Here is a 14,376-nt window from a genome sequence, read left to right on the forward strand (position 1 = left end):
GAAAGTTGCCGAGATCGAAAAAAAACGCCGCCCGGCTGTTGCGGGGCGGCGTTGGCGCGTAGCGGGCGCAGTAAAACGTTTTCGGCTTACGGCAGGGTCAGGATGACCTTGACGCTGTCGTCGGCAGCCGATTTGTCGATGTAGCCGATGGCTTTCGGATCGTCCGCCACGGCCTTCTTGACCTCGGCGTTGGACTTGAATTCCTTCGGTGGCGTGGCCTTGCCGGTGAACACCAGCTTGGACCAGATGGCTTTCACCTGGGCCGGGTCCTTTTCCGCGACTTTCTGGTAGAAGTCGGTGCGGATCTTGGAGCCTTCAGCCTGGTCCACCGGGGTGAACATGGCCGATTTGCCGAGGAAGAACTGGGATGCCTGTTCCGAGAACATGCGCGAAGCCGGATTGTCCTTGTTGACGATCACGACGATTTCGGCCGACGCCGGCAGGGCCGCGGCAGCCAGGGCCGAAGCGAGGAGGGCGCTCAGGATTTTTTTCATGGCCAGATCTCCTTAGAAGACGAAGTCGATGCCGGCGGCATAGACGTTCACGCTGTTGTTGTAGGTCATTACGCCGCCAGGCAGGATCAGGGAGCCGCCTTTTTTCTGTGGCTTGACGTGGTCGATCTGCACTTTCAGGGCCAGCGATTTGGCGAAGTCCCAGCGCATGCCGATCAGGTCGGACTTTTGCTCAGGCGAAGCCAGCAGGCCGCGTACCGCACCGAAGGTCGAGGCCAGCGGGTGGGCTGCCGGCAGGGTCGGCACGTTCACGGAAGTGCCGGCGTCCTTGTAATAGGCGTGCGCGTAGTAAGGCAGCACTTTGCCGAAACGGTAGCCGGCCATGATGTAGCCCGAGTTGGTCTCGGGGATGTAGACCGGCTCGTGGGCGCGGCGCTGGGCGTACTCGGCTTGCAGCACGATGTTCTTCCAGTCCATCGTCAGGCCGATTTCGGTGAAGCTCATCTTCTTGCCGCCCCGCAGGGTCAGGTCGTCGGCGAGCTGGATCGCGGCCGGCACCTTGGTCGCGGCCAGGCCGTCGGTCAGGGCGTTGATCGGGGCCAGGTTGTTGACTTCGATCTTGGCGCGGGCGTGCGCCAGGCGGGCGGTGAACGGACCGTATTCGGCCGTCACGGCAGCGCCGAAGACTGGCGACTGGTGCTTGGCAACGGAGCCGCCGCCGGTCGGGATGTACAGCTTGCCACGGCTGACGCCACCGAAGCCCTGCACGGTGACATTGGTGTCGCCGAAGGCGTGCTGCCAGTTGATGTCAGCACCGTCCATGTTTTCGATCGGGGCCTGGCCGTACATTTCGATCGGCGGGCGCATCATGGTGTTGGCGTAGCCGACGTTCTGGTAGTCCGAGATCAGGAAGGCTGGCAGCACAACGCGGCCCAGGCGCACATTGGTCTCGTCGTTCAGTTTGTACTTCAGGAAGCCCCAGGTGAAGTCGGTGGTGAACTGCTGGCTGGTGTTCTTGCGGGTCAGTACCTGCACGGTGCCCGACAGGCTCTCGTTGAAGGTGTAGGTGGCTTGCAGGCCGAGGTTGCTGTCCAGGCCGATGCGTGGCGAGTCGCCGGTGCCGGCTGCCTGGTTGTAGCGTGCGAATTTTGCGTCATCGGAGTTGGTCTTGGCCACACCCAGGGTGCCAAAGCCACTGATACTCAGGTTACCGTCGCCCAGGGTACCGGCCTGGGCCATCATGCCGGTAGCAGCCAGCATGGCGGCGGCGAGAAGCTGTTTCTTCATGAAAGTGATCCGATCGAATGTTATTTTATTGATAGTGCAGCGCACCAAAGTGATATCATTTTATTTATGACAGTTGCCCATGATAAACGAAAATTGAACTGATTTGAAACGAATCCTGCACAATTAGAGAGCAGCTTCTACAAAGTGTGGGGTTTTTGCGTTCGTTGATTGGTGTTATTGCACTGCGCACTGGAATGCGCGTGCGTTTAAAATAACAGCTTCGTTCCCCATCAAGATTGAGAAGAAAACCATGGCCGTCAATTCCCCTATCCCTGTCGCCGCCGACCTGAAGCCGGTTGCCGGTATCGAGCTTGGCTATGCCGAAGCCGGTATCAAGAAGCCGGGTCGCAAGGACGTGCTGGTCCTGAAGCTGGCCGATGGCGCCGCCGTGTCCGGTGTGTTCACGCTGAACCGCTTTTGCGCCGCACCGGTGCAGATTTCGAAGGAAAACCTGGCGGCCGTGAAAGCGGGCGGCAAGCCGATCCGCGCGCTGATGATCAACACCGGCAATGCCAACGCCGGCACTGGCGAATCGGGCCTGGCCAATGCCCGCACCACCTGCGCTGCGCTGGCTAAGGAGCTGGGTTGCGACGCGCAGCAGATCCTGCCGTTCTCCACCGGCGTGATCCTGGAGCCGCTGCCGGTCGAAAAAATCGTGGCCGGCCTGCCGAAGGCGCTCCAGAACCTGAAACTGGACAACTGGTTCAATGCCGCCGAAGCGATCATGACCACCGACACCCAGCCTAAGGCGGGTTCGCGCACCGTCGATATCGCCGGCCACAAAGTCACCATGACCGGCATTTCCAAAGGCGCCGGCATGATCAAGCCGAACATGGCCACCATGCTGGGCTACCTGGCCTTCGACGCCAAAGTGGCGCAGCCGGTGCTGGACGTGCTGGTCAAGGAAGCGGCCGACAAGTCCTTCAACTGCATCACCATCGATGGCGACACGTCGACCAACGATTCCTTCATGCTGGTGGCCACCGGTGCCGGCACCCTGGTGGTCGATTCCGTCGACTCGCCTGAATACAAGGCGCTGGCTGCCGCGGTGACCGAGCTGTCGGTATTCCTGGCGCAGGCCATCGTGCGCGACGGCGAAGGCGCGACCAAGTTCATGACCATCACCGTGGAAGACGGCAAGGATACCGACGAGTGCCGCAAGATCGCCTACTCGATCGGCCACTCGCCGCTGGTGAAGACGGCGTTCTTCGCCTCCGACCCTAACCTGGGCCGCATCCTGGCCGCCATCGGCTATGCCGGCGTGGACGACCTGGACGTCAGCAAGATCAACCTCTACCTGGACGACGTGTGGGTGGCCAAGGACGGCGGCCGCAATCCGGACTACAAGGAAGAGCAGGGCCAGCGCGTGATGAAGCAAAGCGAAATCACCGTGCGCGTGAAACTAGCGCGCGGCACTGCCGCTTCCACCGTCTACACCTGCGACCTGTCGCACGACTACGTGTCGATCAACGCCGACTACCGTTCCTGAGCGGATGTCGAACCAACTCGACCAATTCCTCAAGCGCGCCGAGGCTTTGCTGGCGCGCGTGGAAGCCATCGTGCCGCCTGCGGCTGCAAAGCCCGACTGGAAGGCGTCCACCGCTTTCCGCTGGCGCAAGCGGGGCCATACCGGCTACCTGCAGCCGGTACCGCGCCCTGCGCAAATCGCTTTCGACGACTTGCAGCATATCGCCCGCCAGAAGGCGCAGATCGAGCAGAACACGCGCCAGTTCGTGGAAGGCAAGCCAGCCAACAACGTGCTGCTGACCGGCGCGCGCGGCACCGGCAAGTCTTCGCTGATCAAGGCTTGCCTGGCGGAGTTTGCACCGCAAGGCCTGCGCCTGATTGAAGTCGACAAGGGCGACCTGCACGACCTGCCCGACATCATGGACCTGGTCGCAGGACGCCCGGAGCATTTCGTGGTGTTCTGCGACGACCTGTCGTTCGAGGAAGGGGAAAGCGGCTACAAGGCGCTGAAGGTGGCGCTGGACGGTTCGGTGTCGGCCGTGATCGACAATGTGCTGATCTACGCCACCTCCAACCGCCGCCACCTGATGCCCGAGCGCATGTCGGACAATGCCACTTACAAGCATGACGAGGATGGCGACCTGCATCCGGGCGAAACGGTGGAAGAAAAGATTTCGCTGTCCGAACGCTTCGGCCTGTGGCTGTCGTTCTACCCGTTCAAGCAGGACGATTACCTGGGCATCGTGGCGCACTGGCTGGCAGCATTCGGTTGCAGCGTACCGCAGATCGCCGACGCCCGCGCCGAAGCCCTGCAATGGGCGCTGCAGCGCGGCTCGCGTTCCGGCCGCGTAGCCTGGCAATTCGCACGCGATTACGCCGGGAGGCTGCCATGAGCGCCGCACTGCATTCGCCGCGCCCGATCGACGTGGCGGTCGGCATCCTGATGCAGCCCAATGGCGACGTCCTGCTTGGCCAGCGCCCGGAAGGCAAGCCCTACGCCGGCTATTGGGAATTCCCGGGCGGGAAAGTCGACCCGGGCGAAACCATCCTCGAAGCGCTCAAGCGCGAGTTCGTCGAGGAACTGGGCATCCATATCCAGAGTGCGGAAGAATGGTGCGGCGTGGAGCACGTGTACGAGCACGCCCACGTGCGATTGCACTTCTTCATCAGCCGCGAATGGAGCGGCGAACCGCAAAGCCTGGAAGGCCAGGCCTTCGCCTGGCAAGGAACGGTAGGTGTCGAACCGCTGTTGCCAGCCACCATACCCTTGCTGGAGTGGCTCGACAAAGTACGATATTAAAAGTCGGGGTCAGCTCCGGCAATCGGACAAAATGTCCGATTGCCGGAGCTGACCCCGACTTTCTTATTGCTTGTCTTCGTCCAGGGGATCGGTGGGGGCGGTGCCGGGGATGGTGTATTTTTCCTCGGCCCAGGCGCCCAGGTCGATCATCTTGCAGCGCTCGCTGCAGAAAGGGCGGTATTTATTGGCTTCCGTCCACTCTACCTTGGTGTGGCAGGTGGGGCATTCAACGACAGTAGGCATGGTGCTTAGAAATTACAGAGGGTGAGCTCGAATGGTACATCTTCTTCCAGCGGCTTGGGCTTCAGGTCGCCGCCCTGGGAGGTGAAACGCACCCACAGCATGTATTTGTTGGCCGAGATCTCGGGGATTGCCCCCAGCGCCTGGTCGACCGACAGGCGCAGCATCTGGTAGACCTTGCCTTGAAGCATCTGCTGGTAACTTCCCGCATTAGCGATCATTTTGACCGGTGCGCCGGAATCGCGCAGCAGCCGCAATACCAGGGCCAGGGCGTCGAACAACGGTGCCAGCGGGTTGAACCAGGTGACGATATCGTTGAAACGCTTTTCGGCCGGCTGCTTTTGCCAGGCGTAATAGGAAGGCAGGTCAAATTCGCAGGCGCCGCCGGGGATGATGGTGCGGCCGCGAATACTCATCAGCCACTCATTGTCGCGCACGTTCTGTCCGGTCTTGCCTTGGGAGGCGACCAGGGCGCTCGACACGCTATCGAGTTCGGTGAGGATGGCGTCCAGCATTTCGGCCTGGACGTTCGGGTTGGAGCGGTAGCCAAGCAGGCTCTGGCGCTGGCGCTCGAGTTCCTGCAGCAGGTCGGACTTGAGGTCGGCGCGGCCGGCGACTTCGAGCATGTCGAAGATGGTGGCCAATGCGACGTGATGCTGCATCGGGTGTTCCTGATGCACGAAGAACTTGAATTTCTCGTATAAATCCTCCAGGCGCAGCAAGGTGCGGATGCGCTCATTGAAAGGATATTCGTAAACGATCAAAGCATCCCTCGTCTGGAAGACCTATTAATAATCTCGTGATTCTGAACTATGCGAAGCAAAATTACAAATATTGCTGATAAAAACCATGCAAATGGTCTACTTGAGGGGTTAAAGCTTCGATCCGGCCGCCGTTGTCTATGACATCGTCGGCTGCCGCCAGCCGCACGGCGCGCGGTACCTGGGTCGCCATGATGGCCCGCACCTGGTCTTCCGCCAGGCCATTGCGCGCCATCACGCGCGCTACCTGGATTTCTTCCGGGCAGTCGATGACCAGCACGCGGTTGACGCGCTGCTTCCAGGCGCCGGATTCAACCAGCAGGGGGATGGCCAGCATGACGTAGTCGCCGCTGGCATCGGCGGCGGCCGCCAGGGTGGCGTCGCGGATCATGGGGTGGAGGATGGCTTCCAGCCGGCGCTTGGCCGCTGGTTCGCGGAATACCAGTTCGCGCATTTTGGCGCGGTCCATGGCGCCGTGGCTGTCGGCCATGTGGGGGCCGAATTCGGCCAGGATGTCGGGCATGGCGGCGCCATTGGGCCCGGTTAAAGCGTGGGCAATCTGGTCGGTGTCGACGATGCTGGCACCGCGGTCGGCAAACATATTGGCGATCAGGCTTTTACCGCTGCCGATGCCGCCTGTCAGGCCGACCACGAAGCGCGCCGGCATGTCAGCCCGGTACGCCGTACAGCATTGCAGTGATTTGCTGGCCGCACAGCAGTGCCACCAGGCCGGCGCCGGCCAGGTAAGGGCCGAACGGGATCTTGTGGTCGAAGCCCATGCGCGACGCGACGATGATGCCGATGCCAACCACTGCGCCGACCACCGAGGACAGCAGGATAATTGCCGGCAGCATCTGCCAGCCCATCCAGGCGCCGAGGGCCGCCAGCAGCTTGAAGTCGCCGTAGCCCATGCCTTCCTTGCCGCGCACCAGCTTGAACACCCAGTACACCGTCCACAGCACCATATAGCCGGCGGCTGCGCCCAGTACGGCGTCCTGCAGCGGCACGAACAGGCCTTTCACGTTGACCAGCAGGCCCAGCCACATCAGCGGCAGGGTCAGGTCGTCCGGCAGCAACTGCGTGTCGAGGTCGATAAAGGTCATCGCGATCAGCAGCCAGCCGAAGACCAGGGTGGCCATGCCGGCCCAGCCCGAGCCGAAGTGCCACACCAGGCCGGCCGACAGCAGGCCGCTGAGGAGCTCGATCGCCGGATAACGCGCCGAAATCGGCGCCTTGCAGGAGCTGCATTTTCCGCGCAGCACCAGCCAGCTGATGACCGGGATGTTTTCCAGCGCCGTGATCTGGTGCTTGCAATGCGGGCAGGCCGAACGCGGCACCACCAGGTTGTAGCGCTCCGGATGCGGTTCCGGTTCATCGCGTTCGCAGGCGCAGACGCTGTCGACCTCGCGCTGCATCATGATCGGCACGCGGTGGATCACCACGTTCAGGAAACTGCCGATCAGCAGGCCAAGGATGCCGGCCACCACAGCGGCGGCCAGCGTGGCTGGTGGCGAAAACAGCATGAATACGTCTTGCATGCTGGTTACACCACCGAACCGAGTTTGAAGATTGGCAGGTACATCGCAACCACCAGGCCACCGATCAGCACGCCCAGGATCACCATGATCATCGGTTCCATCAGGCTCGAGAGCTGGGCTACCGCCTCGTCCACTTCTTCTTCGTAGAAGTCGGCGACCTTGCCCAGCATCGCATCGAGCGCACCGGACTCTTCACCGATGGCCACCATCTGCGTCACCATGCTCGGGAACACGTCAGCATTCTGCATCGCCACGGTCAGGCTGGTACCGGTACTCACTTCGGTCTGGATCTTCTTGGTCGCGTCCATGTAGACGCGGTTGCCGGCTGCGCCGCCCACCGAGTCCAGCGATTCCACCAGCGGTACGCCGGCGGCGAACATGGTCGACAGGGTGCGGGTCCAGCGCGCCACGGTGGCTTTCAGGATCACGTCGCCGAAAATCGGCAGCTTCAGCAGCAGGCGGTCCATGGTGGCCTGCATCTTTTCCGAACGGCGCCAGCTTTGGAAGAAGAAGTACAGCCCGGCAAACAGGCTGCCGAATATCAGGTACCAGTATTTGACGAAGTATTCGGACACCGTCATCACGAACACGGTCGGCGCCGGCAGGTCGGCACCGAAGCTGGAGAATACCTCCTTGAAGGCCGGCACCACCCAGATCATGATCACGGCGGTCACGATGAAGGCCACCGCCAGCACGGCAATCGGATAAGTCAGGGCGGACTTGATCTTGCCCTTGATGGCCAGCGTCTTTTCCTTGTAGATCGCCAGGCGCGTCAGCAGGTCTTCCAGGATACCGGCCTGTTCGCCGGCCGCCACCAGGTTACAGAACAGCGGGTCGAAATACAGAGGGTATTTGCGGAACGCCATGTTCAAGCTGGTACCGGTTTCGATATCGGCGCGCAGGTCCAGCACCAGCTTCGAGACCGAAGGATTGGCGTGGCCCTTGCCGACGATGTCGAAGGCCTGCAGCAGCGGCACGCCGGCCTTCATCATCGTCGCCAGCTGGCGCGTGAACAGGGTCAGGTCTTTCTCGGTAACCTTCTTGCCCGAGCGGTAGACCTTCTTCTTGATCTTGGTGACCATGATGCCCTGGCGGCGCAAGGTAACATTGACCACGGCCTCGCCACCGGCGCGCATTTCTCCGCGCACGGTCTTGCCTGTCTTGTCCTTGCCTTCCCAGGTGAATATCTGTTCTTTTGCGGTGCCCGCAGTAGCCATATCTTATTTCCTATTCGTTGGTGCAGCCCAGCACTTCTTCCAGGCTGGTCAGTCCGTTTTTGACCTTGACCAGGCCCGATTGGCGCAGGGACTTGACGCCCTCTGCCTCAGATTGTGCCGCGATCTGCATCGCGTTACCATGTGCCAGGATCAATGCTTCGATCGCGGGCGTGATCGGCATGATCTGGTAGATACCGACCCGGCCTTTATAGCCCGAGCCGTTGCAGCGCTCACAGCCCACCGGGCCGTAAGGTTTCCAGCTGCCATCCAGGTCGTCATCCTTGAAACCGGCTTTCACCAGCAATTCCGGCGCGATGTCGATCGGCTTCTTGCAAGTGCACAGCCGGCGCGCCAGGCGCTGAGCCGTGATCAGGATGACCGAGGAGGCAATATTAAAGGGCGCAACGCCCATATTCATCAAACGCGTCAAGGTCGACGGCGCGTCATTGGTGTGCAGGGTGGAGAACACCATGTGGCCGGTCTGCGCGGCCTTGATCGCGATGTCCGCCGTTTCCAGGTCGCGGATCTCACCGACCATGATGATGTCGGGATCCTGGCGCAGGAAGGCCTTCAGCGCCACCGGGAAGGTCAGGCCGGCCCGGTCATTGACGTTGACCTGGTTCACGCCGGGCAGGTTGATCTCGGCCGGATCTTCCGCGGTCGAGATATTGATGCCTGGCTTGTTCAGGATGTTCAGGCAGGTGTACAGCGACACCGTCTTGCCCGAGCCGGTCGGGCCCGTCACCAGCACCATGCCGTAAGGGCGGTGCACGGCGTCCATCAGGATTTCCTTCTGGTCCGGGTCGTACCCGAGCGAATCGATGCCCATCTGGGCCTGGGTCGCATCCAGGATACGCATCACGGTCTTTTCGCCGAACAGGGTCGGCAGGGTCGAGACACGCAGGTCGATGGTCTTGGTGGATGAGACGATCAGGCGCATGCGGCCATCCTGCGGCACGCGCTTTTCCGAGATGTCGAGCTTGGACAGCACCTTGATACGCGACACCAGCTTGTCCTTGATCGAGGTTGGCGGCTGGGCGTGCTCAAGCAGGTTGCCGTCGACCCGGAAGCGGATGCGGTAAAACTTTTCGTAAGGTTCGAAGTGCAAGTCGGAGGCGCCCATATTGACCGCATCCATCAGCATCTTGTTCAGGAAACGCACGATCGGCGCGTCTTCCACTTCGGCGTCGGCGCCGGCGCCCTGCGCCGCCGAGACGCTTTCTTCTTCGGCGAACTCGATTTCGGCTTCGTCGCCTGTCATCTCGAGGACGGTCTGGGTCGAGCTCTTGGTCAGGGTTTCGAGCAGCTTGAGCAGCACGTCGTGCTGCACGATGACGGGTTCCACCGTCGATTCGGCCTGGAACTTGATCTGGTCCAGGGCCTGGGTATTGGTCGGGTCGGACAAAGCCACCGACATCTTGTTGCCGCGCTTGGCCAGCGGAATCACGCGCTGGGTCGCCATCAGCCGGGTATCGATGGCCTTGGGCGGCAAAATTTCCAGATTGATGGCGCTCAGGTCGAGCAGCGGATAAGCGAAGGTTTCGGCACAGAAAACGGCCAGCTCGCGCGCATTGATGGTGCCGCCGGCAAGCAGCACGTCGATAAACGTGGACTTTTCGGCAACAGCCTTCTTATTCAGAGCGTCCGCTTGCGGCGGGGTCAGACGCCCCGCTTGCATCAGGGCTCGGGCCAGTCCCGACATAGGGGAACCGGACGCCGAGTTGGGTTGGACTGCTGCCATAGGAGCGCACTATCAGAATGTTAAGAAAGAGTGAGTCTCCGGATGATGCCTGTAGGCATCATTTTTGTAAAGGTCCGCACGGTTCACTCGGCCTGGCGGAACTCCGGACGTCGCAATTTCACTACTTTAATGGCCTGGTCTTGTGCCTGCACCACTTCCACGATGCAGGATCCCACTTTGATGGATATGGGAGCGTCGGGAATGTCTTGTAAAAATTCCAACAACATGCCGTTCAGGGTCTTGGGCCCATCAAGAGGAAAGTTTAAACCCAGACGCTTGTTAATGTCACGTAATGCCGTGCTGCCCTCCAGCAGGCATTCGCCATGGCCGTCCCAGCCGAAACTGTCGGCCCGCGCCGCGCTCGGGGTCGAAGTGGTGAATTCGCCGATCATTTCTTCGATGATGTCGTCCAGCGTGACCAGGCCCTGCACCTCGCCGTACTCATCGACCACGATGGCCAGGCGTTCCTTGTTCTCCTGGAAGTTCTGCAAGGCAGCAAAGGCCGGTGTGTCCTGCGGGATGAAGAACGGTTCGGACAGCAGCTTGCGGAAGTGTTCGACCGTCAGTTCATCCTGTTCATTCAGCAGGGCGATGGCCTTGCGCACGTGCAGGATGCCGACAATCCGGTTGATCTCGCCGTCATACACCGGCAGCTTGTTGTGGAAGCAGGTGGTGAGCTGGGACTTGATGTCCGCCACCGGCATGGCCAGGTCGAGCGCCTCGATGTGGGCGCGCGGGGTCATGATGTCTTCCACCGAGATAGTGTCGAGGTCGAACAGGTTGAGCAGGATGCTCTTGTGCTTCTTGGGGATGAAGCTGCCGTTCTCCAGCAGCACCGAGCGTAATTCGTCCGGCGACAAGTTGCCTTCGTGGACCTGGCCGGTAGGCTTGATGCGGAACAGGTGCAGCAGGGTGTTGACAAACAGGTGCACGAACCACAGCAGCGGTTTCGACACCGACAGCAGCGGGCGCAGCACGAGGGAAGCGGGCAGCACGATCTGGTCGGCATAGCGCGCGCCGACGATCTTGGGCGAAATTTCAGCCAGCACGATCAGGATGAACACCACGACCACGGTCGACAGCAGGATCACATGCTGCTCGAGACCGAACTGGGTGATGGCAATGGCGGTCGCCAGGGCGATGGCCATGGCATTGAGCAGGGTGTTGGCGACCAGGACCAGGGACAGCAGCTGTTCGGTGCGTTCCAGCAGCCACAGGGTGGCGATGGCGCGGCGGCTGCCGCGTTTGGCCTGGTGGCGCAGGCGGAAGCGATTGGCCGCCATCAGGGCGGTTTCGGCCATGGCGAAGAAGGCCGAGGCAAGAATCAGGAAGGCGAGGGCGGCAAATTGCGCCCACAAGGGAACGGTATCCAAGGTCAGTATGACGAGTCAGTAAGAGGGCGATTCTAGCATGGCACCCTCGCTGCCCGTGCCGTTGCCCGCGGCCGGCGCGTGCTGTCGAAGCCCTCTATAATGCAAGCCATGCGTGATGTGGATGCGATTCTGGCGCCGATGCGCCTGGCCATTACCCGGCCGTCCAGGCTGGCGGGCGTGGTGCGCTATTTCCATGTCGAGTTGCGAAGCCCCGGCGCCGTGCTGGTGCCCGCGTCCCCTTGTCCCATGGTCACCTTCTTTGTCAGCGGCGGCTCGCGATTCGCCGAAGCCGATGGCCGCGAACGCCTGTATGGCGAGCCCTTCGTCTCCGGACCGCTGACGCAGCACTTTCCCGCCGTGTGGGAGCCGGGTACCAGCTTCATCAGCGCCGTGATCGAGCCGGGCCAGTTCGGCCGCCTGTTCGACATCCCGCTGGGCGAATTGCGCGACGCCGTGGTGCCGCTGGCCGACGCGGCTCCCGAATGGCGCGGCGCGGCAGAGCTGGAGCACCGGTTGCGTGCCGGCGCTGGTAGTGCAGCCTGGGTCGCGCTGATGGGCGATTGGCTGTTGCAGCGCCTGGCCGCGCGCGAACAACGGCTGGCGCGTGGGCATGCTCCACTCGTGCTGCCGCCGGCCTTGCTGGCCCTGCCTACTGATGAAATAGCTACCCGTTTCGGCATCAGCGTGCGCCAGCTAGAGCGGCGGGTGATGGCCAGCTACGGCCAGAGCATCCGCGACAGCCGCCGCATGATGCGCTATGTCCGCGCCTTGTCGCGCATGCTCGGTACGCCGGTGCGGCATGGCGGCCTGACCCGCCTCGCTGTCGACTGCGGCTACCACGACCAGGCGCATATGGTGCGCGATTTCGTGCTTTTCACCGGCCTTGCGCCGAAGGCCTTGATGCAAGCCGCCAGCGATGCCAGCGGCAGCCTGCGCCTGCTGCGCTATGACGAGGTTTCGCGCGCCGTCGTCACCCGCGAGCGTTATTAGTACGCGGCGGGTGTCGCATCCATACAATATTTCTTGCGTACTCCCCGCTATCGTAGCGACGCTACTGAAAGGGGAACGAAATGGAACTGGATGCTACTCTGGAGCGCGACGGCTACGTACTCGCTTCGCTGGACTCGCTGATGGAAACGGTCCGCACCAACAGCCTGTGGTACCTGAGCTTCGGCCTGGCCTGCTGTGCGGTGGAGATGATGCAAGCGGCATCGGCGCGCTATGACATGGACCGCTTCGGCATGTGCCCGCGGCCTTCGCCGCGCCAGGCCGACCTGATGATCGTGGCCGGCACCCTGACCAACAAGATGGCGCGCGCCATGCGCAAGGTGTACGACCAGATGCCCGAGCCGCGCTATGTGGTGTCGATGGGATCCTGCGCCAATGGCGGCGGCTATTACCACTACTCGTATTCGGTGGTGCGCGGCTGCGACCGCATCGTGCCGGTCGATGTCTACGTGCCCGGCTGCCCGCCGACGCCGGAAGCCTTGCTGTACGGCCTGATGCAGCTGCAGCGGAAAGCCCGGCGCGGCGAGCGCGCCGTCATGCTGCGCGACTAGCTGCCGCGGTAAGTGGAGTACGACCAGGGCGACACCACCAGCGGCACATGGTAGTTCTGGTCGGCGTGCGCGATGCCGAAGGCGATCGTCACTTCATCGAGAAAGCGCGGCTCCGGCAAGTCCACGCCTGCTGCGGCGAAATAGTCGCCTGCGCCAAACACCAGCCGGTACTGGCCGGGTTGCATGGCGGCTCCCTCCAATAGCGGCGCGCTGCAGCGGCCGTCGGCATTGGTCACATCTTCCTTTACCAGCGAGCCATCGGCGCGGTACAGGGCGATGCGCACGCCGGCGGCTGGCCTGCCATTGGCGGTATCCAGGACGTGAGTGCTCAGTTTTCCCATTTTGCATTCCTTATTTTGCTTATCCGGCAGATGATATACCGGTGCCATAACGCCAATATATTATTGAGGATATACCTTTCATCCCGGACCTATCATGAGCAACTACCCGCGCGACCTCGTCGGCTACGGCCCCAATCCACCCCATCCGCAATGGCCCGGCCAGGCCCGCGTCGCCCTGCAATTCGTGCTGAATTACGAAGAGGGCGGCGAGAACTGTGTGCTGCACGGGGACCAGGCGTCGGAAACCTTCCTGTCCGAGATCATCGGCGCCGCGGCCTTCCAGAGCCGCCATATGAGCATGGAGTCGATCTATGAATACGGCTCGCGCGCCGGCCTGTGGCGCCTCCTGCGCATGTTCGAGGAGCGCAAGTTGCCGCTGACCGTCTTCGGCGTGTCGATGGCTTTGCAGCGCCACCCGGAAGCGGTGGCCGCCTTCCGGGAACTGGGCCACGAGATTGCCTGCCACGGCCTGCGCTGGATCACTTACCAGAACATGGACGAGGAAACCGAGCGCGCGCATATGAAGGAAGCGGTGCAGATCATCCAGGAGCTGACCGGCAGCGCGCCGCTGGGCTGGTATACCGGCCGCGATTCGCCCAATACGCGCCGCCTGGTGGTGGAACACGGCGGCTTCCGCTACGATGCCGATTATTACGGCGACGATTTGCCGTTCTGGCAGGAAGTGGCGCATACCGGCGCCGACGGCAAGCCAGCCATCACCCCGCAGCTGATCGTGCCCTACACGCTCGACACCAACGATATGCGCTTTGCCGCCATGCAAGGCTTTAACAGCGGCACCCAATTCTTCGATTACCTCAAGGACGCATTCGACGTACTCTATAAGGAAGGGGACCCGAACGGCCTGAACCAGCCGAAAATGCTGTCGATCGGCCTGCACTGCCGCCTGGTGGGGCGTCCGGCGCGCGCGGCCGCATTGGCACGTTTCCTTGACTATGTGCAAAGCCACGACAAGGTGTGGATCACCCGCCGCATCGATATCGCCGAGCACTGGCACAAGCACCATCCGCATATGCGAAACGCCTGATATTCAAAATCAGAGATTTCTTATATGGCCGGGGTCCGGTAATGTTATCTTGCAA

16 protein-coding genes are annotated in these 14,376 nt (G+C 61.8%); 6 read left to right on the top strand and 10 right to left on the bottom strand.

The annotated features are described in order from the left end of the window. Window positions 1-86: 86 nt before the first annotated feature. Together ASD07_RS16840 and ASD07_RS16845 are read right to left on the bottom strand one after the other, a co-directional pair. Complete coding sequence (locus ASD07_RS16840; RefSeq protein WP_055932765.1) at window positions 87-494, bottom strand: hypothetical protein; 408 nt, start codon at window positions 492-494, stop codon at window positions 87-89. Between the two features lie 12 nt (window positions 495-506). Beyond that, window positions 507-1,739: a porin gene (locus ASD07_RS16845; RefSeq protein WP_055932768.1), complete on the bottom strand. Its 1,233-nt coding sequence runs from the start codon at window positions 1,737-1,739 to the stop codon at window positions 507-509. A gap of 250 nt (window positions 1,740-1,989) precedes the next feature. Here ASD07_RS16845 and argJ point away from each other — a divergent pair, with 250 nt between their 5' ends. The 3 genes from argJ to ASD07_RS16860 are packed head-to-tail and all read left to right on the top strand — an operon-like array spanning window position 1,990 to window position 4,506. Continuing rightward, entirely contained in the window at window positions 1,990-3,228 is a 1,239-nt protein-coding gene (argJ, locus tag ASD07_RS16850; RefSeq protein ID WP_055932771.1) for a bifunctional glutamate N-acetyltransferase/amino-acid acetyltransferase ArgJ, read from the top strand. 4 nt (window positions 3,229-3,232) lie between these two features. Beyond that, a complete protein-coding gene (locus ASD07_RS16855) occupies window positions 3,233-4,099 on the top strand; it encodes an ATP-binding protein (protein ID WP_055932773.1) in 867 nt (288 codons plus the stop codon). After that, window positions 4,096-4,506 carry an NUDIX domain-containing protein gene (locus ASD07_RS16860; protein ID WP_055932775.1) on the top strand — a complete coding sequence of 137 codons (411 nt, stop codon included), beginning with the start codon at window positions 4,096-4,098 and terminating at the stop codon, window positions 4,504-4,506. Before ASD07_RS16855 ends, ASD07_RS16860 begins: the two co-directional genes overlap by 4 nt. Window positions 4,507-4,569: 63 nt before the next feature. Here ASD07_RS16860 and yacG read toward each other — a convergent pair whose 3' ends face one another. From yacG to ASD07_RS16895, 7 genes are all read right to left on the bottom strand, one after another. Continuing rightward, complete coding sequence (gene yacG / locus ASD07_RS16865) at window positions 4,570-4,749, bottom strand: DNA gyrase inhibitor YacG (protein WP_055932778.1); 180 nt, start codon at window positions 4,747-4,749, stop codon at window positions 4,570-4,572. A gap of 5 nt (window positions 4,750-4,754) precedes the next feature. Next, window positions 4,755-5,510, bottom strand: a complete 756-nt coding sequence (zapD, locus tag ASD07_RS16870) for a cell division protein ZapD (RefSeq protein WP_055932781.1) — start codon at window positions 5,508-5,510, stop codon at window positions 4,755-4,757. A gap of 61 nt (window positions 5,511-5,571) precedes the next feature. Then, a complete protein-coding gene (coaE, locus tag ASD07_RS16875) occupies window positions 5,572-6,174 on the bottom strand; it encodes a dephospho-CoA kinase (RefSeq protein WP_055932784.1) in 603 nt (200 codons plus the stop codon). A 1-nt stretch (window position 6,175) separates the two neighbouring features. Continuing rightward, window positions 6,176-7,045 (bottom strand): A24 family peptidase, encoded by an 870-nt coding sequence (locus tag ASD07_RS16880; RefSeq protein ID WP_055932787.1) that lies wholly within the window; start codon window positions 7,043-7,045, stop codon window positions 6,176-6,178. Between the two features lie 5 nt (window positions 7,046-7,050). After that, entirely contained in the window at window positions 7,051-8,262 is a 1,212-nt protein-coding gene (locus tag ASD07_RS16885; RefSeq protein WP_055932790.1) for a type II secretion system F family protein, read from the bottom strand. Window positions 8,263-8,272: 10 nt separating this feature from the next. After that, window positions 8,273-10,003: a type IV-A pilus assembly ATPase PilB gene (pilB, locus tag ASD07_RS16890; protein ID WP_055932792.1), complete on the bottom strand. Its 1,731-nt coding sequence runs from the start codon at window positions 10,001-10,003 to the stop codon at window positions 8,273-8,275. Between the two features lie 83 nt (window positions 10,004-10,086). Further along, window positions 10,087-11,376, bottom strand: a complete 1,290-nt coding sequence (locus tag ASD07_RS16895) for an HlyC/CorC family transporter (protein WP_055932795.1) — start codon at window positions 11,374-11,376, stop codon at window positions 10,087-10,089. Window positions 11,377-11,475: 99 nt separating this feature from the next. On the opposite strand from ASD07_RS16895, the gene ASD07_RS16900 reads away from it, so the two are divergent. Together ASD07_RS16900 and ASD07_RS16905 are read left to right on the top strand one after the other, a co-directional pair. Beyond that, window positions 11,476-12,366 (top strand): AraC family transcriptional regulator, encoded by an 891-nt coding sequence (locus tag ASD07_RS16900; protein ID WP_082507386.1) that lies wholly within the window; start codon window positions 11,476-11,478, stop codon window positions 12,364-12,366. Window positions 12,367-12,446: 80 nt separating this feature from the next. Next, complete coding sequence (locus tag ASD07_RS16905; protein ID WP_055932801.1) at window positions 12,447-12,935, top strand: NADH-quinone oxidoreductase subunit B family protein; 489 nt, start codon at window positions 12,447-12,449, stop codon at window positions 12,933-12,935. Here ASD07_RS16905 and uraH read toward each other — a convergent pair. Beyond that, a complete protein-coding gene (gene uraH / locus ASD07_RS16910; RefSeq protein ID WP_055933528.1) occupies window positions 12,932-13,276 on the bottom strand; it encodes a hydroxyisourate hydrolase in 345 nt (114 codons plus the stop codon). The genes ASD07_RS16905 and uraH overlap by 4 nt on opposite strands. Before the next feature lie 94 nt (window positions 13,277-13,370). On the opposite strand from uraH, the gene puuE reads away from it, so the two are divergent. Continuing rightward, on the top strand, window positions 13,371-14,321 hold the full coding sequence (puuE, locus tag ASD07_RS16915) for an allantoinase PuuE (protein WP_055932804.1): 951 nt from the start codon (window positions 13,371-13,373) through the stop codon (window positions 14,319-14,321). Window positions 14,322-14,376: the final 55 nt, after the last annotated feature.

It is taken from the genome of Duganella sp. Root336D2 (genome assembly GCF_001425005.1).
In the GTDB taxonomy this organism is placed as follows: Bacteria; Pseudomonadota; Gammaproteobacteria; order Burkholderiales; family Burkholderiaceae_D; genus Rugamonas.

Coding starts and splice junctions, on each gene's coding strand:
- ASD07_RS16845 (WP_055932768.1), bottom strand. CDS start 1,739: ATGAAGAAACAGCTTCTCGCCGCCGCCATGCTGGCTGCTACCGGCATG.
- ASD07_RS16880 (WP_055932787.1), bottom strand. CDS start 7,045: ATGCAAGACGTATTCATGCTGTTTTCGCCACCAGCCACGCTGGCCGCC.
- puuE (WP_055932804.1), top strand. CDS start 13,371: ATGAGCAACTACCCGCGCGACCTCGTCGGCTACGGCCCCAATCCACCC.
- ASD07_RS16840 (WP_055932765.1), bottom strand. CDS start 494: ATGAAAAAAATCCTGAGCGCCCTCCTCGCTTCGGCCCTGGCTGCCGCG.
- argJ (WP_055932771.1), top strand. CDS start 1,990: ATGGCCGTCAATTCCCCTATCCCTGTCGCCGCCGACCTGAAGCCGGTT.
- yacG (WP_055932778.1), bottom strand. CDS start 4,749: ATGCCTACTGTCGTTGAATGCCCCACCTGCCACACCAAGGTAGAGTGG.
- ASD07_RS16860 (WP_055932775.1), top strand. CDS start 4,096: ATGAGCGCCGCACTGCATTCGCCGCGCCCGATCGACGTGGCGGTCGGC.
- uraH (WP_055933528.1), bottom strand. CDS start 13,276: ATGGGAAAACTGAGCACTCACGTCCTGGATACCGCCAATGGCAGGCCA.
- ASD07_RS16900 (WP_082507386.1), top strand. CDS start 11,476: ATGCAAGCCATGCGTGATGTGGATGCGATTCTGGCGCCGATGCGCCTG.
- pilB (WP_055932792.1), bottom strand. CDS start 10,003: ATGGCAGCAGTCCAACCCAACTCGGCGTCCGGTTCCCCTATGTCGGGA.
- ASD07_RS16885 (WP_055932790.1), bottom strand. CDS start 8,262: ATGGCTACTGCGGGCACCGCAAAAGAACAGATATTCACCTGGGAAGGC.
- ASD07_RS16855 (WP_055932773.1), top strand. CDS start 3,233: ATGTCGAACCAACTCGACCAATTCCTCAAGCGCGCCGAGGCTTTGCTG.
- coaE (WP_055932784.1), bottom strand. CDS start 6,174: ATGCCGGCGCGCTTCGTGGTCGGCCTGACAGGCGGCATCGGCAGCGGT.
- ASD07_RS16905 (WP_055932801.1), top strand. CDS start 12,447: ATGGAACTGGATGCTACTCTGGAGCGCGACGGCTACGTACTCGCTTCG.